At 72.9% G+C, this 25,500-nt stretch carries 23 protein-coding genes and 1 pseudogene; 13 read left to right on the top strand and 11 right to left on the bottom strand.

Going from position 1 to position 25,500, the window contains the following annotated elements:
• Positions 1-321 precede the first annotated feature (321 nt).
• Together ABT345_RS27365 and ABT345_RS27360 are read right to left on the bottom strand one after the other, a co-directional pair.
• Positions 322-972, bottom strand: coding sequence for a hypothetical protein (locus tag ABT345_RS27365; RefSeq protein WP_345087123.1), 651 nt, complete (start codon positions 970-972; stop codon positions 322-324).
• A gap of 524 nt (positions 973-1,496) precedes the next feature.
• A complete protein-coding gene (locus tag ABT345_RS27360; protein WP_345087125.1) occupies positions 1,497-2,405 on the bottom strand; it encodes a sigma-70 family RNA polymerase sigma factor in 909 nt (302 codons plus the stop codon).
• Positions 2,406-2,479: 74 nt separating this feature from the next.
• Here ABT345_RS27360 and ABT345_RS27355 point away from each other — a divergent pair, with 74 nt between their 5' ends.
• Positions 2,480-3,169, top strand: coding sequence for an FMN-dependent NADH-azoreductase (locus ABT345_RS27355; RefSeq protein ID WP_345087127.1), 690 nt, complete (start codon positions 2,480-2,482; stop codon positions 3,167-3,169).
• 132 nt (positions 3,170-3,301) lie between these two features.
• On the opposite strand, the gene ABT345_RS27350 is transcribed toward ABT345_RS27355, so the two are convergent.
• The 3 genes from ABT345_RS27350 to ABT345_RS27340 all read right to left on the bottom strand — a co-directional run bounded on the left by ABT345_RS27350 (position 3,302) and on the right by ABT345_RS27340 (position 6,583).
• Entirely contained in the window at positions 3,302-3,430 is a 129-nt protein-coding gene (locus ABT345_RS27350; RefSeq protein WP_345087129.1) for a hypothetical protein, read from the bottom strand.
• Between the two features lie 92 nt (positions 3,431-3,522).
• Positions 3,523-4,857 (bottom strand): hypothetical protein, encoded by a 1,335-nt coding sequence (locus ABT345_RS27345; RefSeq protein WP_345087131.1) that lies wholly within the window; start codon positions 4,855-4,857, stop codon positions 3,523-3,525.
• A gap of 70 nt (positions 4,858-4,927) precedes the next feature.
• Positions 4,928-6,583: an amidohydrolase gene (locus tag ABT345_RS27340; protein ID WP_345087133.1), complete on the bottom strand. Its 1,656-nt coding sequence runs from the start codon at positions 6,581-6,583 to the stop codon at positions 4,928-4,930.
• 528 nt (positions 6,584-7,111) lie between these two features.
• Here ABT345_RS27340 and ABT345_RS27335 point away from each other — a divergent pair.
• Both ABT345_RS27335 and ABT345_RS27330 read left to right on the top strand, forming a co-directional pair.
• The gene (locus ABT345_RS27335; RefSeq protein WP_345087135.1) at positions 7,112-7,714 is read left to right on the top strand and encodes a hypothetical protein; all 603 of its coding nucleotides are present in this window, start codon (positions 7,112-7,114) and stop codon (positions 7,712-7,714) included.
• Positions 7,715-7,722: 8 nt separating this feature from the next.
• Positions 7,723-8,484, top strand: a complete 762-nt coding sequence (locus tag ABT345_RS27330) for a bestrophin-like domain (RefSeq protein ID WP_345087137.1) — start codon at positions 7,723-7,725, stop codon at positions 8,482-8,484.
• 215 nt (positions 8,485-8,699) lie between these two features.
• Here the strand turns inward: ABT345_RS27330 and ABT345_RS27325 are convergent, their stop codons facing one another.
• Positions 8,700-9,554, bottom strand: a complete 855-nt coding sequence (locus tag ABT345_RS27325) for an NAD(P)-dependent oxidoreductase (protein WP_345087139.1) — start codon at positions 9,552-9,554, stop codon at positions 8,700-8,702.
• A 235-nt stretch (positions 9,555-9,789) separates the two neighbouring features.
• Positions 9,790-10,551, bottom strand: a complete 762-nt coding sequence (locus tag ABT345_RS27320; protein WP_345087141.1) for a sulfite exporter TauE/SafE family protein — start codon at positions 10,549-10,551, stop codon at positions 9,790-9,792.
• Between the two features lie 83 nt (positions 10,552-10,634).
• Here ABT345_RS27320 and ABT345_RS27315 point away from each other — a divergent pair, with 83 nt between their 5' ends.
• From ABT345_RS27315 to ABT345_RS27305, 3 genes are all read left to right on the top strand, one after another.
• On the top strand, positions 10,635-11,534 hold the full coding sequence (locus tag ABT345_RS27315; RefSeq protein WP_345087143.1) for a LysR family transcriptional regulator: 900 nt from the start codon (positions 10,635-10,637) through the stop codon (positions 11,532-11,534).
• A 177-nt stretch (positions 11,535-11,711) separates the two neighbouring features.
• Positions 11,712-12,659, top strand: coding sequence for a GlxA family transcriptional regulator (locus ABT345_RS27310; RefSeq protein ID WP_345087145.1), 948 nt, complete (start codon positions 11,712-11,714; stop codon positions 12,657-12,659).
• 75 nt (positions 12,660-12,734) lie between these two features.
• On the top strand, positions 12,735-13,370 hold the full coding sequence (locus tag ABT345_RS27305; protein ID WP_345087147.1) for a DJ-1/PfpI family protein: 636 nt from the start codon (positions 12,735-12,737) through the stop codon (positions 13,368-13,370).
• Between the two features lie 60 nt (positions 13,371-13,430).
• Here ABT345_RS27305 and ABT345_RS27300 read toward each other — a convergent pair whose 3' ends face one another.
• Complete coding sequence (locus tag ABT345_RS27300; protein WP_345087149.1) at positions 13,431-14,333, bottom strand: PaaX family transcriptional regulator C-terminal domain-containing protein; 903 nt, start codon at positions 14,331-14,333, stop codon at positions 13,431-13,433.
• On the bottom strand, positions 14,333-14,980 hold the full coding sequence (locus tag ABT345_RS27295; RefSeq protein WP_345087151.1) for a GNAT family N-acetyltransferase: 648 nt from the start codon (positions 14,978-14,980) through the stop codon (positions 14,333-14,335). Before ABT345_RS27295 ends, ABT345_RS27300 begins: the two co-directional genes overlap by 1 nt.
• A 137-nt stretch (positions 14,981-15,117) precedes the next feature.
• On the opposite strand from ABT345_RS27295, the gene ABT345_RS27290 reads away from it, so the two are divergent.
• Both ABT345_RS27290 and ABT345_RS27285 read left to right on the top strand, forming a co-directional pair.
• The gene (locus ABT345_RS27290) at positions 15,118-16,377 is read left to right on the top strand and encodes a DUF418 domain-containing protein (protein WP_345087153.1); all 1,260 of its coding nucleotides are present in this window, start codon (positions 15,118-15,120) and stop codon (positions 16,375-16,377) included.
• Positions 16,378-16,433: 56 nt separating this feature from the next.
• A complete protein-coding gene (locus ABT345_RS27285; RefSeq protein ID WP_345087155.1) occupies positions 16,434-17,150 on the top strand; it encodes a YqeB family protein in 717 nt (238 codons plus the stop codon).
• A 180-nt stretch (positions 17,151-17,330) separates the two neighbouring features.
• On the opposite strand, the gene ABT345_RS27280 is transcribed toward ABT345_RS27285, so the two are convergent.
• Positions 17,331-18,596, bottom strand: coding sequence for an LmeA family phospholipid-binding protein (locus tag ABT345_RS27280; protein ID WP_345087157.1), 1,266 nt, complete (start codon positions 18,594-18,596; stop codon positions 17,331-17,333).
• 441 nt (positions 18,597-19,037) lie between these two features.
• Here ABT345_RS27280 and ABT345_RS27275 point away from each other — a divergent pair, with 441 nt between their 5' ends.
• Complete coding sequence (locus tag ABT345_RS27275; RefSeq protein ID WP_345087159.1) at positions 19,038-19,712, top strand: HdeD family acid-resistance protein; 675 nt, start codon at positions 19,038-19,040, stop codon at positions 19,710-19,712.
• A gap of 111 nt (positions 19,713-19,823) precedes the next feature.
• Here the strand turns inward: ABT345_RS27275 and ABT345_RS27270 are convergent.
• Positions 19,824-20,510 (bottom strand): annotated as a pseudogene (locus tag ABT345_RS27270) (acyl-CoA thioesterase); the annotation flags it as partial.
• On the opposite strand from ABT345_RS27270, the gene ABT345_RS27265 reads away from it, so the two are divergent.
• From ABT345_RS27265 to ABT345_RS27250, 4 genes are all read left to right on the top strand, one after another.
• Positions 20,509-22,026 carry an amino acid permease gene (locus tag ABT345_RS27265; protein ID WP_345087161.1) on the top strand — a complete coding sequence of 506 codons (1,518 nt, stop codon included), beginning with the start codon at positions 20,509-20,511 and terminating at the stop codon, positions 22,024-22,026. The pseudogene ABT345_RS27270 and the gene ABT345_RS27265 overlap by 2 nt on opposite strands.
• Positions 22,027-22,167: 141 nt before the next feature.
• Positions 22,168-22,869, top strand: coding sequence for a TetR/AcrR family transcriptional regulator (locus ABT345_RS27260; protein WP_345087163.1), 702 nt, complete (start codon positions 22,168-22,170; stop codon positions 22,867-22,869).
• 203 nt (positions 22,870-23,072) lie between these two features.
• The gene (locus tag ABT345_RS27255) at positions 23,073-23,915 is read left to right on the top strand and encodes an enoyl-CoA hydratase/isomerase family protein (protein ID WP_345087165.1); all 843 of its coding nucleotides are present in this window, start codon (positions 23,073-23,075) and stop codon (positions 23,913-23,915) included.
• Positions 23,912-25,498: an AMP-binding protein gene (locus ABT345_RS27250; protein WP_345087167.1), complete on the top strand. Its 1,587-nt coding sequence runs from the start codon at positions 23,912-23,914 to the stop codon at positions 25,496-25,498. Before ABT345_RS27255 ends, ABT345_RS27250 begins: the two co-directional genes overlap by 4 nt.
• Positions 25,499-25,500: the final 2 nt, after the last annotated feature.

Raw genomic sequence — 25,500 nt, 5'->3', positions numbered from 1 at the left:
ATTCTGGGCACCTGCTGGCCTGTTGGCCGGGAGGAGCGGGTACGTCACGCCTCAGAGCAGCAGGAACCAGGGGGTTCATCGTCCGCGCCAAACCTGAACGCTGTCCAAGCCTCAGCATGGTACGAGCCGAAGTCGTCAGCTTGCCCCCAGCCCCGGCCCTGTGGGAATTCGACGTTGCGCCTTCCGGTGGGAGGCCACGTCCTCGCTGGCTTCGTGCACGTTCAGGAGCAGCGTTTGTTGCTGAGTTTTGGGCAGCAGTTCGTAATCAATGAGCGCGCGGATATTCACGAGAAATGGCTCTGGCGCAGATTTCGTGATGGGTTACGGTGCGTGTTGGCCACTGATACCCGGCAGTGGTGCGCTGATGGCCAGGTCTTCGTCGATTCTGGCTACCAGGTTCTCGGCGAGGTTCGGAACATGGCGAGTGGCCCACTGCTTGGCCAGAGAGAGAAAGCCTTGCAGTCCCTCCTGCACGGTATGCAGGATCCCCGGTAGGTCACCCACCACGATCTCGATGGGCTGCCCGGAAGGAGTTTCTTGAGCGCCTACGCTGTCTGGCCACAGCTGCACGACCTCGTCAGCATGCTCAAGCCTTGGTGAAGGGTCATGGCCGAGCCACAGGGTCTCTCCGTCTGCGACACCGAGCCACTCGCGCCAGTCCTCCAGCCCGCAACAACATCCTGGCTGGACGGTGAGATTGGTACGGGTGTCATGGACGCGCAGCCCTCCTGGTGCGATGACTTTGTCTGTCGCCAGCAGGCGGCGAATCGCCTCGCCGGCGTCCAGCGAAGGGCGATCGTCGTCACCTGTCCGCGAGTTGTAGTCAGCCAGCACGGCCAGCGCGCTGCCGACTTCGAGCGGGGACATACCGTTCGACAGAGCCATGAACTGGTATGGAGGCAGGTCAGCCACTGGCCAGAAAGAGAAGCCAACGGTGTCTGGGGTTTCCAGGACGGCATTCACGATCAACACGTCGTCATTCTCGCCTCCTTCATCCGGAGCTGTTCGCCCTCGGAGAGGGGCTCGGGATGCCGGAGCACCCAGCCGGCGAGCGTGCAGGGTGAGGGCGGAGGTGACCAGGCCGCTGAGAGGCGCTTGGTGCGGAAGTAGGCGCGAACTCGCTGGTAGCTGCCGGTTCAGCCGAGTGGCACGATATCCCCCGATGCCCGGCCGGCGTTGGATCCCGCGGCGGCTGTGGCCGGCGGCCGGCGAAGCGTGGACAGTGGCGTGGTTGGCCCGGGATCTGCCGGCGCACCGGTGGACCGTCGGCCGAGGTGAGCCAACAGGGTCGGCCGGTTCTTTTGGTTCCTTGACCTGCCGGAGCGGCTCGCGCGCAATGCCCCGCAGACACTCCCGGCGCCCGGCGCCACCGTTCAGCGGCTTCGCTGAGGTTGTGCCATGAGCTTTTCTCGGGATGTTGCGGGGCGCGGGCTGTGGGAAGTGATCGTCCAGTCGTGGCAGATGTCGTCAAGCGTCCGATCGTGTGGGCCGTCCAGTTACCTTTCGCCGTCCGGGAGCAGAGCCAGCTTCACGGTGGCCAGGCGGGCCGGATCGGCGATCACGTCGTAGGCGGTCACGCGGTCCTGTGTGACGGACATGCTCAGGACCAGGCTCAGCCGTCCGCCGGGGGCGATCAGGATGCCAGGGGCGCCGTCCACCAGGGCGGCCGCGCCGAAGCGGGCGCGTCGGCCCCACACCGTTGTTTCCCGGGCGATGGTGAGTGCGCCGCGGGCGACCAGGGCGCGGCCCGGGGGCAGCGCGGTCGGATCGGCCCGGCGGACGACGTCCGGGGCCAGCACGGCCAGCAGGTCGTCCAGTTCCCCGCCCCGGGCGGCGGACAGGAATGCCTCCGCCACTTTCTGGTGCCCGGCCAGCTGCTCCGGCGGCTCCGAAGCCGTCCCGCGCACTCGCCGGCGGGCCCGGCTGGCCAGCTTCTTCGTGGCTACCGGGGTCCGGCCGACGATCGGTGCGATCTGTTCGAAGGGCACCGCGAAGCTGTCGTGCAGTACGAAGGCGACCCGCTCGGCCGGTGCCAGCCGGTTCAGCACGACGAGCAGTGCGCGGCCGACCGACTCGACCAGTAGTGCCTCCTGCTCCGGGGCGTTGCCGTCTCCCGCCGCCTCGGGCGGCGGCTCGGGCAGCGGCTCGCCGGTCGGGTCCTCTCGGCGCGCTGCTCGGGCCCGTAGCAGGTCAAGGCAGATGCGGGACAGCACGGTGGTCAGCCAGCGGGGGAGATTCTTGATCTCTGCCGGGTCCGTCCGGGCCAGTCGCAGCCAGGTGTCCTGGACGGCGTCCTCCGCCTCGGCGGTCGAGCCGAGCATTCGCTGGGCGATCGCCCGCAGCCGTCCGCGCTCGGCTTCGAAGCGTGCCGCGAGTGTCTCGTCCAGAATTCTGTCCCAGCTCATCGGTCACCTTTCCTCGGTCCGGCTCGTCATCGTGGTGACGTGCCTACCTCCCCCAAGGTGACAAGGAGATCGTTATGACGTCCGCTGCGCTGCTCCACCTGGATTCCGGCATCAGTCCGGCCGGGTCGGTCAGCCGTACCCTGACTGCTCGCTTCGCGGCGGCCTGGAGAGCCCGGCACGATGGTGCCGCCCGCGTCCGGCACCACGACCTTGTCGCTGATCCCGTGCCCGCGGTGCGTGCCGCCTACGCTGATCTCGGCCGCCGGGTCGAACGGAAGGGCGTTCTTTCGCTGGACGATGTCGCTGCCCTTGTCGAGAGCCCGGAGGAGGAACGTGAGTGGGTGCTCACCCGTTCGCTGATCGAGGAGCTGCGGGCCGCCGACACCGTGCTGCTCGGTTCCCCGATGTACAACTTCACCGTCTCGACGGGTCTGAAGGCGTGGATCGACCGGATCACTTTTCCTGGTGCCTATGTCGATGCGGGCACCGGCGAGAAGCTGCTGCGTGACACGCGTGTCGTGGTCGTTGCTGCCCGAGGCGGCGGCTATGGACCGGGTACGCCGCGTGAGCACTTCGACTTCCAGATCCCTTACCTGCGGGCCTGGTTCGGCAGCCTCGGGGTCGCGGAGGGCAATGTGCACGTGGTCACTGCCGAGCTGACCCGGGTCGACGACATCCCTGCGCTGGACGGTCTCCAGTCGCTCGCGGCGGAGTCGCTGGCTCGGGCCGAGGCTGCGGTGGATGCGATAGCCGCAGCGGTGTGATGTCCTTCGGCGTGGCCGGTGAGCTGCGGCGGTGTCGAGAGCACGCTGTCAGACACGCGGGGCGGAAGTGTCGGCCCCAGGCCGTTGCCGGCCCGTCGGAGAAGCCCGGCGGGCCGGCAACGGGGCTGGTGGTTACCAGAGGCTCTTCCACCACGAGGCGATGGCCGCTCCGAACTCGGCGAACCACTCAATGACCTTGTTCATGAAGTCCATGAACCTGGCAGCCAGGTCGGTCAGGAAATCCACCACCTTGGACCACATGTCGGTGGCGTGGCGTGGCGGGTGTGCTTCGGGGAGTGGCCCGGTCGTGAGCGGCCGGGCCACTCCCCGTGGTGGGGGCAGCGGGTGTGCGGTCAGGCCGGGCGGTGGACGACCGTCCGGCCGTCCGCGGCGGTGATGTCGATGCCGGTCAGGTCGGTGCCGTCGCCGGTGAGGTGGACGGCGTCCGAGTGGCGGCCTTCGGCGTGGATGCCGCCGTCGGCCCGCAGGTCGCCGAGTTCGCCTTCGATGTCGACCGTGACCACATGGTCGCCCCGGGTGGCGATGCGTCCGTCCACGGCGGTCTGTCCGATGCGCCCGCCCGGCTTGATGCTCAGTGCGATCGCCTGCAGTTCGACCTGGACGCCGCGGACCAGGCTGGTTCCGGTGCCGCCGGAGGTGGTCAGGTCGCCGTGGATCTCCAGCCGCGGCAGCTCCTTGCCGATCTGGATGCCGATCGCGCCGTCGCCCGTGGTGGCGAGGGAGGCGAACGAGGCGTGCCGCAGCGAGCCGTCGTAGAGGTTGAAGCCGCGTGCTCCGGTGCCGTGGGTGGTGATCGGTGCCCGTATGTCCAGCCGTCCGAGGTCGCCGAAGTTGACGAAGCCGATGCCGCTGGGGCCGTACGAGGTCACCGGTGCGGTGGCGGTCCAGGTCTCCACCCGGCCCCAGTTGTCGAGCACCATGTCGTTCTGGCCGTGGGTGGTGACCGGGCCGGCGTTGATCACCTCGTCCACCACGGCGCCGGCGAGGGTGAAGACGCCGCCGCTGATCAGGTCCGGGGTGCCGGCGGGGATGCCGCCGTCGGTGTGGATCTCCCCGGTGCGCAGCAGCGGCACCCGCACGGTGCCGCCGTCCGCCGCGCCGTCCCGGTCGCCGTGTCCGCCGACGAAGACGCCGCTGCCCCGTACCGGGCGGCCGGCACTGCCGGCGGCCACATCGAGCAGTTCCGCGGTGATCTCGACGGCGCTGTCCGGCTGCTGGTTCCACAGGGTGAAGGCGCCCTGCAGGGCGTCCACGCCGAAGCCGTGCGGACGCTCCGCGCGCCCGCGTACGTCGGCCGCCTCCACCGTCAGGCCCTCGACCCGGACGTGTCCGGCGCGCACCGCGTCGCGGGCCAGGAGCAGCACCTGCCCGGTGGTGCGGACGCCGCGCAGCACCAGGGTGCCCAGGTCGGCGACGGAGAGGTCGTTGAGGACGGCCGTTTCGTGTTCGGGGGTGCGGATCGTCACGTTCTCCAGGACGTTGTCCCGGGTCAGGCGGACGCCCTTGGCGCCGAATTCCAGGGTGCCGCCGCGCAGCCGCACTCCGGGCGCCAGCGTGATCATCGGCATCCCGCGCAGGGTGCCGTCGACCTCGATGGCGGGTTCCTCGCGGTCGACCGCCGCCATCAGCTCCGCGGCCGTCGCCACCCGCGTCCAGTCACTCACCATGTCCTCCTTCAATAACCTTCAACAAGATGCCGTCGTTGATGCCGTCGTCCGGAGATCCGTCGGTCTTCCCTCATGGCGTCGCCGGCTGCGTCTCCTCCGGCCCGTCGGGCGCGTGCACGGGGACGCCGCCGAGGAAGGTGTGGGTGGGCCGCAGTCCGGGCAGCTCGTCCGCCGGCGCGGTCAGGGGGTCCCGCGCCCATACGGTGAGGTCGGCGAGGCGTCCCGGGGTGAGCTGTCCGCGCAGCGCGCTCTCGCCGGTGAGGCGGGCGGCGGCCGTGGTGTGCAGGGTGACGGCCTCGTCGCGCCCGATGGCGTGGTCCGGGCCGAGCACGCCGGAGACGGTCTGCCGGGTGGTGAGCCCGTACAGGGAGTGGGCGGCGCCGTACGAGCCGACGGGGTAGTCGGAGCCGGCGGAGATGTCGGCGCCGGCGTCCAGCCACTGCCGTGCGGGGAACAGGTGGGCGACCCGTTCCTCGCCCCAGTACGCGCTCTGCACGGCGGCCGCGTCGTGGAGCAGTGGCTGCTGCACGGTCACCGGGATGCGGAGGGCGACGGCACGGCGGCGCTGCTCGTCGTCGGCGATGCCGCCGTGTTCCATGACGAGGGCGCCGTCGGGCAGTCCGGGGATGCGGGCCCGGACGCGTTCGAACAGGTCGAGCAGGGTGCGCACGCCGCGGTCGCCGTAGGCGTGGATGCCGACGCGCCAGCCGCGCCGTACGACGCGTTCCACCGTCTCCTGCAACACGTCCGTTTTCCAGGCGAGTTGGCCGGTGTAGCCGGGGCTGGGGCAGTGGGCGGGGCAGTAGGGCGCATCGAGGGCGCCGGATTCGATGCCACCGTCCATCCAGAACTTCACGCCCCACACCTTCAGCCACGGGTCCGCGGTGTACTTCCACTCCTCCATCCCGTCGAGCACCTCCTCGACCTGCTCGACGGTCGTGAAGCCCATGGTGGTGAGCAGCACCCGCACCCGGCAGCCCAGGTCACCGGCGTCCCGCAGCTGCTTGAGCGCGGCGAGGTCGGCGAGCGAGGTGTTGGTGTCGCGGACGGTGCCGATGCCGGTGGCGGCGTAGTCGTGGGAGGCGATCCGCAGCCCGTCGAGCTTGCGGGCCGGGTCGGGGGCGGGCAGCTGCGGTTGGATGAGGGCGAGGCCGTCGACGAGGTGCCCGTTCGGGGTGCCGTCGGCGTCACGCTCGATGGCGCCGCCCTCCGGGTCGGGGGTGGTGGCGTCGATGCCGCAGGCGGTGAGCGCGTACCCGTTGAGGACCTGGTTGTGAACGCCGCGCAGGACGAGCACCGGGTGCCGGTCGGTGGCGGAGTCCAGTTCGGCGGCGGTGGGGAAGCGGCGTTCGGCGAGGTTCAGCTCCTGCCAGTGCCCGGCCGTGCGGATCCACCGGCCGTCCGGGGTCCCGGCGGCGCGGGCCCGGATCAGGTCCAGGAACTCGGCGATGCTGCGGGCCCCGTCGACCGCCACGTCGTGGGCGCTGTCCCCCGCCGAGATCAGGTGGGTGTGGGTGTCGTCGAAGGCGGGCAGCACGGTCGCGCCGGGCAGGTCCAGCACGCGGGTGCCGGGTCCGATCAGTTCGTCCAGACCGTGCGGGTCGGGGTCGACGGCGGCGATCCGATCCCCGCGCACGGCCAGCGCGCGCCCGGGTGCCTGGCCCTCGACGCGGGTGTGGATGCGGGCGGCGCGCAGGAGCAGGTCGGCGTGCGGGCAGGGGGCCATGGCGTGTCTCCTCCGGACGGGCCGGCGACGGTACCGGCCCTCGGTGCCAGGCTACGGCCCGCCGGCCTCGCCCTGCCGGTTCTGCCCGCTGGAGTGGCGATGTGCGGACGGCTCGCGTCTTGCGGGGGCCCGGTTTCGCCGGGCGGTGGCCGGCCTCCGTCAGCTCGCGGCTGACAGGGCGTCAGGACGATGCCGTCGCCTCCCACGAGGAGGGCGGCCGGGTGCCGGTCTTCACCCGGGATGCCGCAGGTGGGTCCGTACGCCCGCAGGATCCGGCGGTCGATCCGGCCCGCCTCGCACGGAGGTTGGCCTCTTTACACACATCCACCGCCCCGGCGCACGCACCATCCGCTTTTCCCACCATTGAGGGAACTCGGTGGATCATCGCCGCCGGACCGGCTGCGCGCTGCGCACAATCGGATCGTGTGCCAACTCCACGTAATACCCCGGCCGGTCACCGGCCTCGCCACCGCCGCAATTCTGCTGCTGACGGGATTCGCCTCGATACCGGCCCTGGCCGCCCCTGCCGTGGCCGACCAGACGCACGACACCGGGCACGGCGGCATACACCGCCCCTCGCACAGCCCCGGACACCGCGGAGCACACGCCGGCGCCGACCCGCACTCGGCCCCCACCCCGTCCGGCGACGCCACCGCCTCCGTCACCCCTGACGGCGTGTACGTCTCCTTCGGCGGCATCTGCGTGTACGTCGGGGTGTGGCTGCCCGTCGGCGGTTTCCCGATGCCCGGCCGGCATTTCCCCTGTACGACGCCGACGCCGACACCTACTCCTCCCGGCGAGCCGACGCCCGGTCCCCGCCCGCCGGAGACCACCCCGCAGCCGACACCCACGCCCCGGGCGCCCTCGCAGCAGCCCGCGCCGTCGCCCCCGCCGCCGCGTCCGGCGCCGCCCGGGCCCGGCCCTCACGAGCCCGCCCCGGCGCCGCACTCCCCCGCGGCGCCGGCCGCCTCCCCCACGCCTCCGCGCAACTACGCGGCGATGGCGCACTCCCCGCACGGCGGCCACTCGATGGTGACCAACACCTTGCTGATCACCACCCCCGCCGTCCTGGCCGGGGTCGCGCTCCGCCCCCGCTCTTCGTCCGGTTCGTCCGGACGCCGTTCCTCGTAGGAGAACCCATGTCGCAATGGCTGGTACTGGCGATCGCCATGGCCGCCGCCTGTGGCGTCGTTCTGGCCATCACGGTGCTCAAGCAGCGCCGGATCGGTGAGGACGACGACCCGTCCGAAACGCCCGATGTCATCGAGTACATGACGATGATGGTGGGCGTCGTCTACGCGATCGTCCTGGGTCTGGCGATCGCCGGGGTCTGGGAGGCCCGGGGCACCGCGGAGGACACCGTCCGCACCGAGGCGCAGGCCCTGCACGAGATCAGCGAGCGGGCGCGGGTCTTCACACCGCCCGTCCGCGACCAGATCCGTACGGACGTCGACCGGTACGTCACCTATGTGGTGCAGAAGGAGTGGCCGGTGATGGCCGAACGCGGTGAGGTCACCGCGCGCGGCACCGAACTCCTCGCAAAGGTCCGCGCGGACGTCACCGACCACCGCGCCCGCGACAGTTTCGAGGAGCAGTCCTACCAACCCCTCACCGATCAGGTCGCGGTGGCGGACGGGGCGCGCAACGCCCGTGCCGATGCGGCCGGTTCCACCCTGCCGTCCGTCGTGTGGTTCGGGCTGATCACCGGTGCGGCCGTGACCGTCGGCCTGATCTTCACCCTGCAGATCCGGCGATCGGGCAAGGAACTGCTGATGGCCGGGCTGTTCAGCGCGCTGATCGCGTTCTTGCTGTTCCTGGTCTGGGACCTCGACGCACCGTTCAGCCGCGGCCTCGCCGCCGGCGTCGACTCCTTCACCGCCCTCTTCCCGCACGCGGGCTGAACCCTCCCTCCTCCGGCCGGTGCGCCCACCCGGGCCCCGGCCGGAGGCCTGCCCGGCCGCCGTCAACTCTCCGCGGCCGGGTTCTCCCTTGTGCGGCGGAGTTCCTGCCTGCGGGGGGAAATTCCGCGGAGGCTTCGGTGCGGAACCGCTCGCATCGGCCGGGGTCTGCGTACACCGACGGGACGCCCTTTTACCGGGGCACGGGTTCGCGGGTTTCAGGAACGGAACTCCTCGCGGGCGGTGGTTTTGCGGGTCAGGTCCACGAAGTCCGGTTCGTGGCCGTCGACCGCGGTGACGGCCTCCCACAGCCGTCCGGCGGCGGCGTGGGAGATCGGCAGCTGCCGGGCCGGGTCGGGGACGGCGGTGAGCAGGGTGTCGTCGTCCTCCGCCGAGCGGCGCAGCGGGCGCGGGTTGGTGGTGTCCCGGGCGCGGGCGACGACGGCGGCCATGGGGCCGACCGCCATCAGGTCCAGCGCGGTGTCGTAGTCCTGGCCCAGGTGGTCGGCCAGGTCCAGGGCCTCGCGGATGCCGGCCTCGGCCGCCATGATCGCGACATTGTTGATCAGCTTGTAGGCCACGCCGGACCCCGGCTCGCCGACGTGCCGCGCCTTCCCCAGCGTCTCCAGCACCGGGCGCGCCCGCGCGAAGGCGTCCGGCGCGGCGCCGACCAGGAAGGTGATCCCGCGCTCGCGCGCGTACTTCACCCCGCCGACGATCGGCGCGTCCAGGACGGTCACTCCGGCGGGCGCTGCCAAGACCACGGTGTCCAGCAGTTCGGGCGTGGTGGTGGAGCAGACCAGGACCAGGGAGTCCGGCTCGGCTCCGGCGAGGATGCCGTCGGGGCCGAGGTAGGCGGCGGGGATGTCGTCCGACATCACCAGGCCGAGGGTGAGCCGCGCGCCGCGGGCGGCGTCGGCCGGGGTGGTGTGGACGGAGGCGCCGAGGGCGGCGGCGCGCTTCCGCTTGGCGGGGTCGGTGTCGCTGACCCGGACCTCATGTCCGGCGGCGACGAGGTGGGGCGCCATCGGCTCCCCCATGTCCCCGAAACCGACGATCGCGACCGTCGTCATTCCTTCCCTCCAGGGTGTCCGTGGGCAGGCGGGCGTCGTGCGGGTGGGCTGGATGCCGCGCGGGGCGCGCCCTTCCTTCGGCCGGGAGGGCGCCGCACGGGCGGGCGATGAATTCTCCGCCGGTGAGGCAGAAGTTACCTTCGGGCACAGCCGGCGGCCCGTCAGGATCGCCGGTCGGGAGGCCATATGTGCGGGAGGGCACCCGCGTGCGCCCGTACCGCGGGGCGCCGCGCCGTCAGCCGCGCAGGAAGTAGAGGACGGTCGTGATCACCGCGGTGGCCAGGAGGACGCCGCGTAGCAGTCGGGCGGGCAGGCGGCGGGCCAGGTGGGCGCCGGCGAAGCCGCCGGCCAGGGCGCCGATCAGCAGGGCGGTGAGGAGCAGCGGGGCGCTCAGGGCGTTCGAGGCGAGGAGGAACAGCGCGGTCGCGCTGAGGTGGACGGCGGCGAGTTGGGCGATCCGCATCGGGTTGCCGGCCGCGGCGTCCAGGCCCAGGCCGATGCTCCACAGGGCCAGCATGAGGATGCCTACGGCTCCGCCGAAGTATCCGCCGTACACGGCGAGGAGGAACTGCCCGGTCAGGACGGCTCGGGCGCTCATGCCGACCGGGCGGCCCAGCGCGCCGGTCAGCGCCTTGGAGAGGTGGCGGCCGAAGGCGAGGACGAGCGTGGCGAAGGCGAGCAGCCATGGCGCCGCGATGTCGAACGACGCTGCGGGCAGCGCCAGCAGCAGGCCGGCGCCGACGCCGCCGCCGATCACGCCGGCCGTCGTCAACGCCCTGACGGATACGGGTCCGACCGGGGTGAGGTCGCGTCGGTACACCCATGCGCTGACGAGCGCTCCGGGTGCGAGGGCGACCCGGGACACGGTGTTCGCCGCGACCGGCGGCAGTCCGAAGGCGACCAGTGCGGGCAGCGCCACGAAGGTCCCGCCGCCTCCGATGGCGTTCAGGGCTCCGGCGGCCACACCGGCCAGCAGGACAGGAAGGAACTCACTCATGCGCCGAGCATCAGCCCCGGGCGACGGGTTCCACAATGCGGAATCTTCGTACTCAGGCTTAGGCTGCGACGTAGTCTGGACGGGTGCGCTATGACCTGGACGATCTACGGCTCTTCCTCCACATCGTCACGGAGGGGTCGATCACGGCGGGCGCTCGTCGTATGCCTCTGAGCCTGCCCTCGGCCAGTGCGCGGGTGCGTGCGCTGGAACACCACGCGGGCGTGGCGCTGCTGGTCCGCGGCCGCCGGGGCGTACGGCCCACGCCGGCGGGGACGGCCCTGGCCCGCCATGCACGCGAGGTGCTCGACCGGACCGCGCGGCTCGAAAGCGCCGTCGCCAGCTACGCCCGGCCCCCGACCGCTCCGCTGACCCTGCTGGGCGGCGGCTCCGCGATGCACCGGCTGGTGCCGCAGGCCCTGACCTCGTTCCTCCGCGCCCACCCGGACGTCGATGTCACCGTGTCCGAGAGCCGCACCCCGCGGACCGTGCGGCGGCTCGCGGACGGCGAGGCGGAGTTGGGGGTCGTCATCGATGACGAGGCCGGGGAGTGCGGGCTGCGCACGGAGCCGCTCGGCGACGACTCCCTCTTCGTGATCGGTCAGGTCGGCGGAGTCCTCAGCGGACGGACCGCGCTGACCTACCGCGAGGTCGCCGAACACCCCCTCGTCGGACTGGACGCCGACTCCTCGCTGCGCCGCTGGATCGAGAGGCATCTCGGGCCCCACGCCCCGGCGGTGCGCCACCGCACCACCGTCGCCCACCTGGGCGTCCTGGTCTCCCTCGCCGCCGCCGGCGCCGGGCTCGCCATCGTGCCGCGTCGCGCCATCGACCCCGGTCAGCCCCTCGACGTGTGCCCGCTCCAGGACCCCTGGGCCCGCCGGCAGCACCTCCTGGCCTGGGGCGTCCGGGACCGCGCCGCGTCGCCGGAGGCGGTGGCCCTCGCCGAACACCTCCGCCGGGCGGCCAGGTCCGGGCCTTCCTGACGGTTTCGGAGGGCGGGGCGGCGGACGCGCCCCCGGTCCCCCCGTCCGCCCCGTCCGCGGTCTGAGCGGAGCAGCCGAGGACCGGAGCCGCCGTCCTGAGGTACCCGGTCCCGGATGGCAGGAAGGGTGGGATTCTCGTCATTGCGGACATGGGGCGGGCCGCGAAGGATGGGCGTCATGATGCAGCGATCCGTGCTGGTCGTCCTCTTCGAGGGCGTGCAGAGTCTCGATGTGACCGGCCCCGTGGAGGTGTTCTCGGGTGCCGGCCGGGCGAGCGGCGAACCGTATGTGATCCGCACCGCCTCGCTCGACGGCGCGCCCGTCCGGACGTCGAGCGGGCTGCGGATCACCCCGGACCGCGCGCTGCCCGACGCCGGGACGCCGCACACGCTGCTCGTCCCGGGCGGTGACGGCTCCCGCTCCCCCGACCCCGCGCTGATCGGCTGGCTGCGGGGGCACGCGCGGCGGGCGGCGCGGATCGTGTCGGTGTGCAGCGGTGCGCTGCTGCTGGCCGGGGCCGGGCTGCTCGACGGCCGCCGGGCGACGACGCACTGGGCGGTGTGCGAGCAGCTGGCCGAGCAGTACCCGGAGGTGACGGTCGAGCCGGACCCGATCTTCGTACGGGACGGCGCGATCGCCACCTCCGCCGGGGTCACCGCCGGCATCGACCTCGCGCTGGCCCTGGTCGAGGAGGACCACGGCCGGGAGGTCGCCCTCGCCGTCGCACGCGATCTGGTCGTCTTTCTCCGGCGCCCGGGCAACCAGGCGCAGTTCAGCGCCCAGCTGGCCGTTCAGACGGCGCGGCGGGAGCCGCTGCGGGAGCTTCAGCAGTGGATCACCGAGCATCCGGAAGCGGATCTTTCGGTCGAGCGCCTCGCGGAGCGCGCCCGCCTCTCCCCCCGGCACTTCGCGCGGGCGTTCCGTGCGGAGACGGGGATGACGCCGGGCCGGTACGTGGAGCGCGTCCGCCTGGAGCAGGCCCGCCGGCTCCTGGAGGACTCGGCCGACGGTGTGGAACAGGTCTCCCGGGCCTGCGGATACGGCACCCCGGAGGCCATGCGCCGCGCCTTCGTCAAGGCGCTGGACACCGCACCGGCCGAATACCGCCGCCGCTTCCGCCGATGACCCCAACTCCCCCGGCCCGGCCGCCCCCGGCCCGGGCCGGCCTCTCCCCCACTCCCCTCCGTGAAAGGAAAAGCCATGCAGATCGCCATCGTCCTCTACGACCGCTTCACCGCGCTGGACGCGATCGGTCCGTACGAGATGCTGTGCCGTACGCCCGGGGCCGAGACCGTCTTCGTCGCCGAGCGGCCCGGTCCGGTCACCAATGACCAGGGCACGCTCACGCTGGTCGCGGACAAGGCGCTCGCCGAGGTGCCGCGCCCGGACATCGTGGTGGTGCCCGGCGGCCCGGGCCAGCGGGAGCAGATGACGAACGAGGCGCTTCTGGGCTGGCTGCGCGCCGCCGACGCCACCAGCACCTGGACGACGTCGGTCTGCACGGGCTCGCTGCTGCTCGGGGCGGCCGGGCTGCTCCAGGGCCGGCGCGCCACCTCGCACTGGCTGGCGCTGGACGCTCTCGCCACGTTCGGCGCCACGCCGACCGGGGAGCGGGTCGTCGTGGACGGCAAGGTCGTCACCGCCGCCGGGGTCTCGTCCGGCATCGACATGGGCCTGGCGCTGGTCGGCAAGGTGGCCGGCAACGAATTCGCCCAGGTCGTCCAGCTCGGGACCGAGTACGACCCGCAGCCGCCGTACGACGCGGGCTCCCCGCAGAAGGCTCCGGCCGCGATCGTGGACAGGATCCGCAGCAACGGCGAGGCCGTCATCCGCTGATCCGGCCCCGTGCCGGTGCCCGGGCGGGCGGCTGTGCGCCCGGGCACCGGCCTGTGGGGGCTATCCCTGCCCGCCGGGCTCGGCGAACGCGTCGTCGTAGAAGTGGAACAGGCGCGGCAGCGGCGTGGCGGTGTCCTCGTCCGCGGGGAGCGCGCGCAGGGCGTCCCAGCATTCCCGGGCCAGTCGGCGGGCGCGGCTGCCGGGCCAGGGCCGGGGCAGCAGTTCCGGGGGCAGCAGCGGATCGCCGGTCATGGCGCGGCTGAACTCCGCGGCGAGCTCCACGGCGAGGGTGAGCTGCTCGGTGCCGGACAGGTCCGTCCCGCGGCCGATGCGGTCGGCGCAGGCACCGGCGAAGGCGGCGAGGTCGTCGTGGCGGGCGGCGATCGTCTCCAGCGGCCAGATGGCGGCGGCCAGTTCGCGCGGGTCGGTGGTGTCCCCGATGCGCAGGTCGGTGCTGGTGAGGAAGGTGACGGAGCCGAGGACGTCGAGGTGCCTGGCCTGCGCCTCGACCAGGTCGGCGATGGGGTTGGCGGCGACGTACAGCCCGCCCTGGACGGGCGCCGCGCCCAGGTGGAGCAGGGTTTCGCGCAGCGCGTCGCGGGCGGTGCGGCGCGCTTCGGGGACGGCGAAGGCGAACAGGTGCCAGGTGCCGTCCCACGGCGCGAGCCCGCGGTCTTGCCGGTAGGCGTGGCGGACGTGGTCGGCGTCGGGGGCGACGGTTCCGGTCGCGGCGTCGGAGACGGCCCGCAGCACGGCCTTGCGCCCGCGCCCTTCCTGGACGAACCGCCCCTCGGTGACGAGGCGTTTGACGCAGAGCCGGACCTGCTGGTCGGTCATGCCGAGGAGCCCGGCGACGGCGTAGAGCTGTCCGGCGTCGACGGTCGCGTCCTCCCGGACGAGGGCGTGCACGAGCAGCCGGGTGGGGATCTCCGGGCGCCGGGCGTCCGGTTGGGGGCGGGGCATCAGGGGGTTCCTCCGCTGAGGTCGTCGGGGGTGACGGCACGGTGCATGGTGGTGACGGCTCCGAAGCCCATCGGCTTCCGCAGGAACGGGGTCTGCCGGGTGTGCACGGCGCCGAAGCCGTGGCGTACGTAGAGGGCCCGGGCGCGCGGGTTGGTGTCGATGACGTCGAGCCGGATGCGGGTGCAGGCGTTCTCGGCGGCCACGGCGGCGGTCTCGCGCAGCAGCAGTGAGCCGATGCCGGTGCCGCGGTGCGACGCCGCCACGCAGATGCCGTCCATCACGAGTTCGCCCTCGGCGGGCCTCCGGGTGAACAGGGCGAGGAGGGCGATCCGCGGCACCCCGCCCAGCAGGCCGTATCCGGACAGCACATCGCGTGCCGAGCCGCCGAACAGGGCGCGGCCCGCGAGGTCGTAGCCGGCGACGCCGATGACGCGGCCCGCGCCGTCGAGTGCGGCGATGCCCCGGTCGCGGTGCAGATGGGAGGCGAGGAACGCCCGGCCCTTGGCGGGCGGGCCGAGCGCGCCGCCGAGCTTGCGGCCGAACGCCTCCCAGTACAGGGCGGCGACCTGCGTCTCGCCCCCGTCGGGGATGCCGCGGTGCAGCCGGGGAGCGCCGTCGCTCCGGTCCGCCTTCTTCGGTACGTCCATCGTTACCCCTCTCCCGGCGCGGGCCTCGCCCGCCTCCGCCGGATTCCGCCGGTCACTCTCACTTCGACAACCATAGTACGCTCGTTTAAGAAACGACCGTTTCAACTTCGATAGTTTCGACGTCTTCAAGGAGTGCCGTGAACGTCCGACCCCGTACGGAGAGCCCTCCGCATCCCCGCCCCGCGGCAGCGGCACAGCAGAGCGGCGGTGCGCGGTTGCCGCAGGTGGATGCGCTGCGCGGCTTCGCCCTGTTCGGCATCCTGATGGTGAACATCACCTACCTCGCCTCCGCCTACCACGGGACCGGCCTGGAGGACCCGGGCTTCGGCGGCCCGCTGAACGCCGCCGCCCGATGGCTGGTGGCCGTGTTCTTCGAGGCGAAGTTCTTCCTGCTGTTCTCGTTCCTGTTCGGCTACAGCTTCACGCTGCAGATCGACTCGGCCGAGCGGCGCGGCGCCCGCTTCACCCCCCGCTTCCTGCGGCGCCTGACCGGCCTGTACGTGATCGGCGTCGTCCACGCCGTCATCCTCTTCCCCGGCGACATCCTCACCCTCTACGCCGTCCTCGGCCTGATCCTGCTGGCGCTGCGCCGCCTGCGGCCCCGTACGGCGGTGCGGACCGCGGTGACGCTGCTGGTGGTGACCGCCGCCTGCTACGCGCTCCTCGCGCTCGTGCTCCACCAGGCGGGCGGCGGTGGCATCCCGGCGTCCACGGCGTCCGACGCCGCGCAGGCGACCGAGGCGCTGCGCGGCGGGCCGGGCTCGGTCGTCCGCGCCCACCTCGCGCAGCTGCCGGACGTGGCCTTCCTGCTGGTCTTCTTCCAGGCGCCCTCGGCGCTCGCCGCCTTCCTGCTGGGCCTGGCCGCCGGCCGCCGCCGGGCCCTGGCCGACACCGACCGCCACGAGCGGTTCCTGAAGCGGCTCCAGTGGGCCGGTTTCACCGTCGGACTGCTGGGCGGCGTGGTGTACGCGGACGCGAGCCTGAACCACCCCGGGTCCGCGTACCAGGTCCTCGCCATGGGCCTCGATGTGCTCACCGCTCCGCTGCTGGCCGCCGGTTACGCGGCGACCGTGCTCCGGCTCGTCCGCGGCCGCCGGGGCGGGGCCGTGACCGCGGCGCTCGCGCCCGCGGGCCGCATGTCGCTGACCCACTACCTCGGCCAGTCCCTGGTCTGCGCCCTGCTGTTCACCGGCTACGGCGCCGCGCTGGTCGGCCGGGTCGCGCCCGCCGGCCTCGTGGCGATCGCCCTGGCGCTGTTCGCGGTACAGACGGTGGCCGCCCGGTGGTGGCTGCGGCAGCACGCCTACGGCCCGCTGGAGTGGCCGCTGCGCTCCTGGACCACGCTGTCGGTGCCGCCGTGGCGCCGGCGCGACGACGCGCACCCGCCCCGGCCGTAGCACGCAGGCATTCCTCGTCCCGGTACACACCCGAAATCGAAGAAAGGCGCATCGGTATGACTGGCGCAGGCACGGCAATCGTGGTACGGCAGAAGGCGTCGCACCGCATTCTGGTGGCGATCGGCTTCCCGGCACTGGGGGCAGCGGCCGGACTGCTGCTCAAGGCCCTCGCGGACTGGGCGGCTTCCTGGCCCTGGGTTCCGTGGGAGGGGCTGGTCGAACTCATCCACAAGGCGCCCGAACCGACGGCGACGGTGGTGAGCCTCCTCGTCGGGGCCCTGGCCGGCGGCGTGATCGTCTTCCTGGCCGAGTACGGCTACACCACCGTCACCATCGAGGAAGACCGGATCACCACGAGCCGCGGCGACGTCCGTCAGAGCGTTCCCCGGACCGCGGTCCGCGCGGTGTTCGCCGACCGCGGGCGGCTGGTGATACTCGGCGAGCGGGGCGAGGAGCTGGCCGTGGAGCACAAGAGCGAGGGCGCGGACCTGCCGTCGGTCGCGCAGCTCGCGAAGGGCTTCCGCGCCCACGGGTATCCGTGGCTGGCGGACGGCGACCCGTACCGCGACGCGTACCGGCGCTGGGTCGAGGAGATGCCGGGCCTGCCGGCCGGCGGCAACGCGCTTCTGAAGGCGCGGGCCGAGGCCCTGCGGAAGAAGGAGGAGAAGGAGGTCGCGGAGCTGCGGCGGGAGTTGACGAAGCTCGGGGTGGTCGTCCATGACACGGGCGGCCGGCAGTGGTGGCGCCGCGTCGGGCAGCCGGATCACCCGTGAGCCGCCGCCCGGCGGGGCGGCCGGGGCCCGGAGCGCGGGCCGGGGGACGGTGACGACGGCCCGTGGTACGGGCGGCATCTGCGCGCCCGTACCGCCGCGTTGCCCGCTCCGGTCCGGCGCGCCCGTGCGCGGATGCCCGTGTGCGGGCGCCCATGTGCGGGCGCCCGTCGGCGCCGCCGCTCAGCCGACCGCCACGTCCTTGCCGGTCAGCTGCGCCCGGATCCCGTCCTTCGTCACGGAGAGGTCGCGCAGCCGGATGTCGCCCGGCAGGTCGTCCGGCAGCCGCGCGGAGAACTCCATCCGCTGGGCGACCTTCGGCTCCCGGAGCTTTTGCAGGCCCTTGATCAGCGAGGGATCGATGCCGGTGGGTGCGAGCAGCGACGGATGGTCCGCGAGCGTGTCCAGCATGCGGCCGGTCATCCGCTGCCGCGGGCTGACGTGCTCGCCGGTCGCCCGCCGCAGCTCGCCCTCGTCCATCCGGTCGGCGACGGGTGCGGTCAGCTGGAGGCCGCCGCCCTTGCCCGGCACGTAGGTGAGCAGGCCGGGCACCACCACGCGCGTGTCCTGCACGGCCATCCGCAGGCCGCGGTCCCCGGTGCGCTCCAGCTGCGCGCGCCCCTGGACGCGGGCCTGCCTGCCGCCCACCGGCAGCTCGCCGGAGGCCAGCACCGTGTTCTTCCCCGGGCCGGGCCTCAGACGGATCTGCGAGGCCCCGACCTCGCGGTTCAGGTCCTTGAAGTCCAGCAGGACGTCTCCGCGCACCCGGCTCAGGACCGCTCCCTCGACCGAGGAGGGCAGGCTGCCGACGATCCGGATGTCGTCCACCGTCCCCTTCACCCGGGCGACGGAGACCGGCCCGGCGTCGACGTGGGGGACGGTGACCTCGACGTGGTCGATGCCGCCGGCGAGCACCTGCCCGACGAACGGGAAGCTGTCGATGTGCACCTCGGGCTCGGCGTGCAGCTTCAGCGCCCGTTGGACCTGCTGCGCCGCCACGTTCTCCGCGTAGAGCACCGCCCACCGGTCGCCGAGCGCGAGAAACGCCAGCACGACGGCGAGCGCGACGGCCGTCTTCACGGTCCTTCGCACCAGCACCCGACGGGGCTTGCGTCCGGGCCGCGGGGGCTCCTTCCCGTCGCCGATGGGCGCGGTGTCCGTGCCCGTGCCGGCGGTGGCGGTGGTGGCAGCGGGGTCGGTGCCGCTGCCGGTCACGGTGGGTGCGCTGTCGGGCACGGCGGGGGCGGGGGTGCTGCCGGTGGCCGGGGCGGCGCCGCTGTCCCGGTCCGGGGCGACGTCGTCGTTCCGGCTCGGGTCGGGGCCGTCGTTCCGGCCCAGGTCGGCACCGTCGTTCCGGGCAGGCGCGGCGTCCGGCTCCTCGCCGTTCCGGGGCGTGCGGCCGGCCGGAACCCGTGCCGTGGAATGTGCGGAAGGTTCGTTGGAGAGCATCGCCGCCATGCGATCACAGGCCGGGGAAGCGAACCAAGTTGCCGGCCTTCGATACCGGGCAAGCGCGCCCGGTATCAGGAGATTTCCCGTCCCGGGCCGTTCCAGGCCGTTCCATCCGTTCCGCTGTCGTTCCATGGCGTTCCAGGTCCTTCCGGACCATTCGAGCCCGTTCCAGATCCTTCCGGACCGTTCCAGCTCGCTCCAGATCCAACCGGACCGTTCCAGCTCGTTCCAGGTAGTTCCGGAACAGCCTGGAACGACCTTGGAACGGTCCGGAACGGCCTGCCACGGACCGGAGAATTCGGCAACCGCTCCGCGCCGCCGCCAGGCGGGCGCCTCACCGCGGGCCGCGGCGCCCTCCCCAAGCGGGACGGGGCCGTTGGGGTGACGATGGAAACGTCCGTATCCGTCCCGCGCTGTCCCATGAGAGAGGTGGCAGGTATGACGAATCCCTCCGCGGCCTCGGACGACGGCCCGACGCAACCCCCGGAAGCTTCCGCGGAGAGCAATCCCCTGGGGATCCTGGCCAATCTCGGCTGGCAGGCGCTGTTCACCATCGGCCTGGCATCGATCGCGCTGGGCGTGATCGTCCTGGTCTGGCCGGGCAAAACGCTGCTGGTCATCGGCATCGCCTTCGGCGTCTACCTGTTGGTCAGCGGTGTCTTCCAACTGGCCGGAGCCTTCGGCGCACATGTACCCGGGCATCTACGGGCACTGCACTTCATCACCGGTGCGCTCAGCGTGCTCCTCGGACTCATCTGCTTCCGGGGCACCCTGCAGTCAACCCTGTTGCTCGCCCTCTGGATCGGCTTCGGCTGGCTGGTGCGCGGCATCATGCTGACCGCGGCCGCCGGCTCCGCCCGCGAAACGCCGGCCCGTGGCTGGCAGCTCTTCCTGGGCATCATCACCCTGCTCGCCGGCATCGTGATGATCATCTCGCCGTTCGGCTCGATCGCCGCGCTCACCCTGGTGACCGGCATCATGGCCATCGTCCTGGGCGTCACCGAGGTGATCAACGCCATTCGCCTGCGCATCGCCGTCGGGCGCGACCCCGCGTCCGCACCCCCCAGGCACCGGCGGTCGGTGTTCCACCCACGCCCGCACCCGCAGCACTGACCCGAGGGACACCCTCGGCCCGGATGTCTGACGCCTTCCCGGAGCTCCGGGAAGGCGCCAGCCGTGCGCGTGCGCCGGGTCGCCACTCAGCGTCGCGTACCAGTCCCGCATCGCGGACGACCACGGGGACGGCCTGCCGTCCGGGCCGACCTTGACGAGGACGCGGGTGCCCGTGGCCCGGGGCAGCGGATCGTCCCCCTGCCGGACCCGGAAGTTCCAGGTCATGCCCGTACGTCCCAGCCGGCTCAGCCAGAGGTCGACGGCGAGCCGATCGGCGCCCTCCACCGGCACCAGGAAGTCGATGGCGAACCGGCGCACGACGTAGCGCAGGTCGGGATGGCGTTCCACGGTCTCCCCCGTGTCGTAGCCGGCCCCGGCGAAGGCCGCCGTCGTGGCGCGTTCGATGTGGAGGGCGTACCGCGCGTTGTGGAGATGTCCGTTGAGGTCGAACTCGTCGTAGTACACGGGCGCGGTGTGCGTGAGGTGCGGGACGTCCACGGTGCTCCTTCGGCTCGCCGCCCCGGTGCCTGGTGACGGAGGTGTGCTGAGGTGCGCTCTCGTTCGATCGTTCGAGAGCCTAGGGCGCCACCACGGCGCGACGCAACGTCTTGACACACCGGCGGTCTCGATACCGCCCCGCCTCTCCGGCGCCTCCCCCGCTCGGCAATCAGGGCCTGACCAGCGGGTGTTGGGCGGAGACGGAAATCCCCTCGGCGAGAAGTCTTGTCCTGGCCCAGCTCCGGACCTACCTTGTCGCAAATCAATCGACCGATCGATCGAGTGAGCTGGAGTGGCCATGACCCGGGATTCCGCAGCACCCCGACAGGCTCCATCCCCGCCCGGGGCCGCGTCCCGCCCCCTCGCCACGGAGGCGGCCCGCGCGCACACCGGCGGGCCGGCCGCCGCCGCGGGCTCCGACAACGACGCCGACGCCGGGCGGACGGACGGCGGTTCCGGTCTCCGGCGCGGTCTGCGGAACCGCCAGATGAGCATGATCGCCATCGGCGGGGTGGTCGGCGCGGGCCTGTTCGTGGGGTCGGGCACGGTCATCCGCAGCACCGGTCCGGCGGCCCTGGTCTCGTACGCCATCGCGGGGCTGCTGGTCATCCTCGTCATGCGGATGCTCGCCGAACTGGCCGTGGCGGACCCGAGCACCGGATCGTTCGCGCACTACGCCTCGCGGGAGTTCGGCAGCTGGTGCGGGCTCGCGATCGGCTGGCTCTACGCCTACTCGTGGTGGGTGACGGTCGGCCTGGAGGCGGTCATCGGCGGCGAGTTGGCCCACCATCTGGTGCCCGCGGTCCCCGCCTGGGTCGCCTCGCTGGTGCTCCTCGCCGTGCTCACGGCGTCGAATCTGATCCATGTGGCGGCGTTCGGCGAGGCCGAGTACTGGTTCGCCCTGATCAAGGTGGTGGCCATCACCGCCTTCATCGGGCTGGGCGTGCTGGCCGTCGCGGGGCTGCTGCCGGGTACGGACCCCCCCGGCACGGCCAACCTCCTCGGGCACGGCGGCTTCGCCCCGGAGGGCTGGTACGCGGTGCTGCCGAGCGTGCTGACCGTGATCTTCGCGTTCGGCGGCGCCGAGGTGGTCACCATCGCGGCGGGCGAGGCGCCGCGCCCGGCGGAGGCGGTGCGCAAGGCGATCCGCTCCACCACCGCCCGCATCCTCATCTTCTACATCGGCTCCATCGGGGTCATCGTCACGCTGCTGCCATACGACCGGGCGAGCGTCACGTCCAGCCCCTACTCGGCGGCGCTCGACGCGCTGGGCGTGCCCCAGGCGGGCCGGCTCATGGATCTGATCGTGCTGGTCGCGGTGGCGTCCTGCCTGAACTCCGGCCTCTACACGGCGTCCCGCATGCTCTTCGCCCTGGCCGGGCAGCGCGAGGCGCCCCGGCTCTTCGCGCGGACCAATGCGCGCGGCGTCCCCGTGCCCGCGGTGCTGGTCGCCGCGGGCGCCGGGCTTCTCACCCTCGCGTCGAAGTACTTCGCGGGGACCGCCACGATCTTCACTTTCCTGCTGGACTCCACCGGGGCGGTGATCGTCCTGATGTATCTGTGCGTGGCGGCGTGCCAGATCCGCAGCCGGATGCGGGCCGAGCGGCTGGGACGGACACCGGCGGTACGGATGTGGGCCTACCCCTGGCTGTCGTGGACGGTCGTCACGGCGCTGGCGGCGGTCCTCGTGCTGCTGGCCTTCGACGCGACCACGCAGCGCTCGCTGTTCCTGACGCTGACGGTCACGGTGGTGGCGGCGGGCGTCGGGGCGCTGCGGCAGCGGCGGGCGGGCAGGAGTGGCGGGGGCGGGCGGTAGCGGTGACCGGTGGGACGGCGGACCGCGTCCCGGTGCGTGCCTGCCATGGCACGCATCCCGCTCGCCAATCGATCGGCCGATAGGGCGCGGTAAACTCGGCCCGTCCGTCCAGCGTGCCCGCTCCGAGCGAAGGATCGTCCCGTGGCCAAGGCCCCCAGCACACGCGCCGGCGCGCACGCACGTCGCCAGGTCTGGGACGCGGCGATCCGGCTGTTCGCCGCGAAGGGCTTCCACGGTGTGGGCATCCGGGAGTTGGCCGAGGGCGCGGGCATGTCGTCCGCGACCCTCTACCACTACATGGGCACCAAGGAGGAGTTGCTCGCCTCCATCATGCGGGCCAGCCTGGACCGGCTGAACGACGCGGCCGGCCGGATCGTCGCGGACGCGTCCGATCCGCAGGCGCAGATCACCGGGCTGGTGCACGTCCATGTGCTCACCCATGCGCTGCGCCCGGAGGAGACCGCCGTGGTCGACAACGAGCTGGAGGCGCTCGGGCCCGAGCGCCGCACGGCGATGGTGGCGCTGCGGGACGCGTACGAGGACCACTGGCGCCACGCCATCGCCAACGGCTGCGCCTCCGGCCTGTTCACGGTGCCCGACCGGACCTTCGCGCGGATGGCGTTGCTGGAGATGTGCTCCGGGGTCGCCACGTGGTACTCCCCCGACGGCTCGATCGCGCTCGACGGGGTGGCGACGGCCCATGCGCGCCTGGCGCTGCAACTGCTCGGCGTCCCGGCGCACTCGATGCCGCGTCCCGAGCCCGCCGAGATCCGCACGGCGCGGGCGCTGGTGGAGGAGATCTGGCAGGTCAGCCTGGGCGCGAGCACGCCCACCTCGGCCTGACGCAGCCCCTTCCCCCTTCGGGCGGCGACGTACGTCCCCCTCAAGGCAGCGGCGTACGGCCGCGCCACCCCGCTTCCCCACCCGCCTCGGACGCCGCCGAACCATCGATTCACCGGGTCCGAGTCCTCGTACGCAAGCCTCTATCGATCGACCGATCGATAGAGTAACGTGCGCGCTGTTCGGCGACTTCCGAGGAGCACCTTGTGGCTACTGACCCCATTCCCACCGGTACGGCGAACAGCGTCCGGCCGGACGGCGGCGCCGAGGAGCCCCGCGTCGCGTACGCGGTCCTCGACCACGGCATCGCCCGCATCCGCCTCTCCCGGCCGCACCGGCTCAACGCCGTGACCGAGCATCTCGTCGACGATCTGCTGGCGGCGCTGCGCCGGGCGACCGACGAGGGCGTGCGCGCGGCCGTCCTGTGCGGGGCGGGCCGGGCCTTCTGCTCCGGCCATGACCTCAAGGCCGAGCCCGCGCCGGCGGACGCCGCGGGCACCCGCGCCCGCCTGGACCGCATCCAGGAGGTGACCCGGCTGATCCGGGACGCCCCCTTCCCCGTCGTGGCCGCCGTGCACGGCTACGCGCTGGGCGCCGGCTGCGAGTTCGCGCTCTCCTGCGATCTGGTCGTCGCGGCGGAGGGCACCCGGTTCGGCTTCCCGGAGGTGGGTGTCGGGCTCAGTGTGACCGGGGGCGTCTCCCGCCTGCTCACCACCGCCGTCGGCGCGATCAAGGCGAAGGAACTGGTCCTGCTGGGCGAGCACTTCGACGCCCGTCAGGCGCAGCGGCTGGGGCTGGTCACCCGGATCAGCCCACCGGGGCGGCACGAGAGCGTGGCGGCCGAGCTGGCGGCCGTCCTCGCCGGGCGGCCGCCGTTCGCGCTCGCGCTCGCCAAGCAGCTGATCGACGAGGGTCTGGACGGGACCGTCGAACAGGCCCTGGCACGGGAGGTGTCGGCGGCCCAGCTCACCGGGGAGAGCGGCGAGCACGAGCGCCCCCGGCAGGCGTTCACGCAAGCGCCCGCACCGGCCCGGGAGGGCGGGCGATGAGCGCGCAGGACGCCCCGGGGTGTGCGGAGCTGCCGCCGGAGTCCGTACCCGATCTGGTGACGCTCGTGGAGCGGGCGGCGGACCGGTGGCCCGACCGGGTGGCCTGGACGTTCGACGAGTACGGCCGCGACCTCACCTTCGCCGGCGTGGCGCGCGGCGTCCGGCGGACCGCGGCGGAGCTGAGCGCGGCCGGTGTCGGGCGGGACGCCCGGGTCGCCGTGCTGCTGCGCAACCGCCCGGAGTTCCCGCTCACCTGGCTGGCCCTGGCGGCGCTCGGCGCCGCGATGGTGCCGGTCAACACGGCCTACCGCAGCCACGACGCGGCGCACGTCCTGCGGGACTCCGGCGCCCAGTTGCTGGTGACCTGCAAGGAGTTCCGGCCGATGGCCGAGGAGCTGCTGGCGGCCGTGCCCACCCTGCGCGCCGTCCGCTACGTCGACGAGGTTGCGCCGCCCGCCGTTCCGGCCCCCGTCTCGTCCGGCGGCCCGTGCGGTCCCGATGAGCTCGTCAACGTCCAGTACACCTCCGGCACCACCGGCAGTCCCAAGGGCTGCCTGCTGCCGCACCGCTACTGGCTGGCCCTGGCCGGCAGTCTCGTCGCCGAGTTCCCGCACCTGGGGCCGGACGACACGCTGCTCACCTGCCAGCCGTTCCACTACATCGACCCGCAGTGGAACGTCGCCGCGGCCCTGCTCGCCGGCAGCCGCCTCGTCGTTCTGGACCGGTTCCACCCCACCACCTTCTGGCAGAAGGTCAGGGAGCACCGCGTCACGTACTTCTACTGCCTGGGCCTGATGCCCGCGCTGCTGCTGCGGATGCCGGAGCACCCCGAGGACCGCGACCACCGCGTCCGCGCCGTCCAGTGCTCCGCCATTCCGCCCGCGCTGCACGCCCGGCTGGAGGAGCGCTGGGGCGTCCCGTGGTACGAGGCGTTCGGCATGACGGAGACCGGCGCGGACCTGCGCGTCGGGCCCGCGGACCACGATGCGGCGGTCGGCAGCGGCTGCATCGGCCGGCCGCTGCGGCACCGCGCCGTCCGCATCGCCGGGCCGGACGGCGCCGCGCTCCCGGCCCACACGGCCGGCGAGATCCAGCTGCGCGGCCCGGGCATGATGGCGGGCTATCTCGGCCGCCCGGACGCGACCGCGGCCGCCTTCGCGGACGGCTGGTTCCGCACCGGGGACCTCGGCCACCTGGACGAGGAGGGCCGGGTCCATTTCCGGGGCCGGCTCAAGGACATGATCCGGCGCAGCGGCGAGAACGTCGCAGCGGCCGAGGTGGAGGAGGTGCTGACCGCGCACCCGCGGGTCCGGCTGGCCGCCGTCGTGCCGGTCGCCGACGAGCTGCGCGGCGAGGAGATCAAGGCGTACGTCGTGCCGGACGGCGACGGACCGGCGCCCGGCCCGGACGAGCTGGCCGCCCACTGCGGCGAGCGGCTGGCCGCCTTCAAGGTGCCCCGCTACTGGGAGCTGCGCGACCGGCTCCCGCTGACCCCGTCGGAGCGCGTCGCCAAGGGCGAACTCCGCAAGCGCCCCGCGCCCGCGGGGCGGACGTACGACCGTCAGGACACGGTGTGGCGGTGAGG

The organism is Streptomyces sp. NPDC000404 (assembly GCF_040300365.1).
Taxonomy (GTDB): domain Bacteria; phylum Actinomycetota; class Actinomycetes; order Streptomycetales; family Streptomycetaceae; genus Streptomyces; species Streptomyces ramulosus.
Note: the sequence above shows the minus strand (reverse complement) of the source record. Positions and strands in the feature narration are given on the sequence as shown.

Bases quoted from the DNA above. Each gene is read 5' to 3' on its own strand.
- ABT345_RS27360 (WP_345087125.1), bottom strand. From the start codon at position 2,405: ATGAGCTGGGACAGAATTCTGGACGAGACACTCGCGGCACGCTTCGAA.
- ABT345_RS27355 (WP_345087127.1), top strand. From the start codon at position 2,480: ATGACGTCCGCTGCGCTGCTCCACCTGGATTCCGGCATCAGTCCGGCC.
- ABT345_RS27350 (WP_345087129.1), bottom strand. From the start codon at position 3,430: ATGTGGTCCAAGGTGGTGGATTTCCTGACCGACCTGGCTGCCAGGTTC.
- ABT345_RS27345 (WP_345087131.1), bottom strand. From the start codon at position 4,857: ATGGTGAGTGACTGGACGCGGGTGGCGACGGCCGCGGAGCTGATGGCG.
- ABT345_RS27340 (WP_345087133.1), bottom strand. From the start codon at position 6,583: ATGGCCCCCTGCCCGCACGCCGACCTGCTCCTGCGCGCCGCCCGCATC.
- ABT345_RS27330 (WP_345087137.1), top strand. From the start codon at position 7,723: ATGTCGCAATGGCTGGTACTGGCGATCGCCATGGCCGCCGCCTGTGGC.
- ABT345_RS27325 (WP_345087139.1), bottom strand. From the start codon at position 9,554: ATGACGACGGTCGCGATCGTCGGTTTCGGGGACATGGGGGAGCCGATG.
- ABT345_RS27320 (WP_345087141.1), bottom strand. From the start codon at position 10,551: ATGAGTGAGTTCCTTCCTGTCCTGCTGGCCGGTGTGGCCGCCGGAGCC.
- ABT345_RS27310 (WP_345087145.1), top strand. From the start codon at position 11,712: ATGATGCAGCGATCCGTGCTGGTCGTCCTCTTCGAGGGCGTGCAGAGT.
- ABT345_RS27305 (WP_345087147.1), top strand. From the start codon at position 12,735: ATGCAGATCGCCATCGTCCTCTACGACCGCTTCACCGCGCTGGACGCG.
- ABT345_RS27300 (WP_345087149.1), bottom strand. From the start codon at position 14,333: ATGCCCCGCCCCCAACCGGACGCCCGGCGCCCGGAGATCCCCACCCGG.
- ABT345_RS27295 (WP_345087151.1), bottom strand. From the start codon at position 14,980: ATGGACGTACCGAAGAAGGCGGACCGGAGCGACGGCGCTCCCCGGCTG.
- ABT345_RS27285 (WP_345087155.1), top strand. From the start codon at position 16,434: ATGACTGGCGCAGGCACGGCAATCGTGGTACGGCAGAAGGCGTCGCAC.
- ABT345_RS27280 (WP_345087157.1), bottom strand. From the start codon at position 18,596: ATGCTCTCCAACGAACCTTCCGCACATTCCACGGCACGGGTTCCGGCC.
- ABT345_RS27275 (WP_345087159.1), top strand. From the start codon at position 19,038: ATGACGAATCCCTCCGCGGCCTCGGACGACGGCCCGACGCAACCCCCG.
- ABT345_RS27265 (WP_345087161.1), top strand. From the start codon at position 20,509: ATGACCCGGGATTCCGCAGCACCCCGACAGGCTCCATCCCCGCCCGGG.
- ABT345_RS27250 (WP_345087167.1), top strand. From the start codon at position 23,912: ATGAGCGCGCAGGACGCCCCGGGGTGTGCGGAGCTGCCGCCGGAGTCC.